At 65.2% G+C, this 1,502-nt stretch carries 3 protein-coding genes; 2 read left to right on the top strand and 1 reads right to left on the bottom strand.

Features of this window, described 5'->3' with window-relative positions:
• Window positions 1-86: 86 nt before the first annotated feature.
• Complete coding sequence (locus RINTHH_RS10870; protein WP_044304908.1) at window positions 87-335, bottom strand: hypothetical protein; 249 nt, start codon at window positions 333-335, stop codon at window positions 87-89.
• Between the two features lie 17 nt (window positions 336-352).
• Between RINTHH_RS10870 and RINTHH_RS10875 the strand changes: the two genes are divergently transcribed.
• Window positions 353-664 carry a hypothetical protein gene (locus RINTHH_RS10875; RefSeq protein WP_155943956.1) on the top strand — a complete coding sequence of 104 codons (312 nt, stop codon included), beginning with the start codon at window positions 353-355 and terminating at the stop codon, window positions 662-664.
• Window positions 665-848: 184 nt separating this feature from the next.
• Window positions 849-1,355, top strand: a complete 507-nt coding sequence (locus tag RINTHH_RS10880) for a hypothetical protein (RefSeq protein WP_051146992.1) — start codon at window positions 849-851, stop codon at window positions 1,353-1,355.
• Window positions 1,356-1,502: the final 147 nt, after the last annotated feature.

Below are 1,502 nucleotides of genomic sequence, written 5' to 3' on the forward strand. Positions count from 1 at the left end.
GGGGTCTGTGTCCTGGGGGGGGAGCCAGGGGGACAGGGTCATGGTCGAGGTGAAGGGGGAGCGCACGCCCGAGGTCGTAGAACGGCTCAGGAGCGGTTTTCCGCATCGGTGCACCCGAGTGGACTCCTGCGTCGATTTCGAGCGTCCTGGGGCTTTTGAGGAGCTTCTGGGGCCGGTCCTGAAGGCCAAGGAGGATCACAAGCTCTACGGCGAGAAGCGCGGCGACTGGGACATGCCAGAGCTGGGCCGGACTCAGTACCTCGGTGCCAGCTCCAGCGCGGTCCGGGCGCGGCTCTACGAGAAGGGCAAGCAGCCCGAATTTCGTCACCTGTCACGGTTTGACCTGTGCCGGTTGGAAATCCAAGTTCGGCCTGCCAAGGACGCCAAGGACGCCTACTCGAAGCTCTCGGCTCTGGAGGTCTGGGGGGCGTCGAAGTGGACGCGTCAGCTCGCGTCAGAGGTGCTGTCCGAGATGCTCGATCCGCACCCTCCGGGGACGGTCAGGAAGGACACGAAGCGGGACCAGGCGCTCCGGTGGATGTGCTCGCAGTACGGCCCTCACCTGGTCAGCCTGGCTGGCGATCTTGGAGGCTGGGAAGTGCTGGGCCTGACGCTCAGGGAAATGATCGAAGAGGAACGGGTCCGAGCACGGCGCAAGTCCTGAAGGCCCAGGGTATGGGGCCGGCCTGAGGCCCCATCTAGACCACACCGTCAGCCCTCCCCTGCCCTACCGAGCGCGGGAGGGCTTTTCGCATGTGGAACTGCCGCGCCGCGCCATCAAGACAGGTACATCGTAGGCATTGAGGTGATGCACCGACTGCGATACGATGCACCGCACAGGAGGGCCTATGCCGGCAGTCAATCCACGCATCACGATCACTCTCAAGCCGCAGACGCACGCGGCTTTGCAGCGCATGTCCGCGCTGGCTGGGAACAGCATGTCGTCCATCGTGGGCGAGCTGCTGGAGCAGTCTCAACCGGTCTTCGATCGGATGGTCCGTCTGCTGGAGGCGGCGGCGAAGATCAAGGACAGCGCCCAGGACGAGAAGGACCGCATCGCCAAGAGCCTGGAGGATGCCCAGCAGAACCTGGAGAGGCAGTTGGGGCTCAGCCTGGACTGGATGGATGAGAGGTCTGCCCCGATCCTGGAAGCCGCGGAGAAGCTGGACCGCAGAGCGGGACGGGCCGAGCGGGATGCGCAGCCGCGCGCCCGGGCGGCACGGCCCGCGAAGCGGGCTACCCCCATGTCTAACAGGGGGGTCACACCCTCCCCAAAAAGGGCCAGTCAGGCCAAAACACAGCAGGAGAACCCGGCCACGAAGAAGGCCAGGAAGGCCCGAAATGGTCAGGTTTGACGCCTATACGGCCACCGGGGTCAGCTTCAAGCCGACCGACGTTCTGCCCATGCTGTTCGAGGCCGGCGGTTGCTCGATGACGCAGGGTCGGGGCTTCCAGACCTTCGGTGAGCGGATCTCGGTCAAGAACTCGGCCGGTGACGAGCT

Source organism: Richelia intracellularis HH01 (assembly GCF_000350105.1).
In the GTDB taxonomy this organism is placed as follows: Bacteria; Cyanobacteriota; Cyanobacteriia; order Cyanobacteriales; family Nostocaceae; genus Richelia; species Richelia intracellularis.

What these genes read in the sequence shown, in the direction of transcription:
- RINTHH_RS10880 (WP_051146992.1), top strand. Translation starts at nt 849, where the DNA reads ATGCCGGCAGTCAATCCACGCATCACGATCACTCTCAAGCCGCAGACG.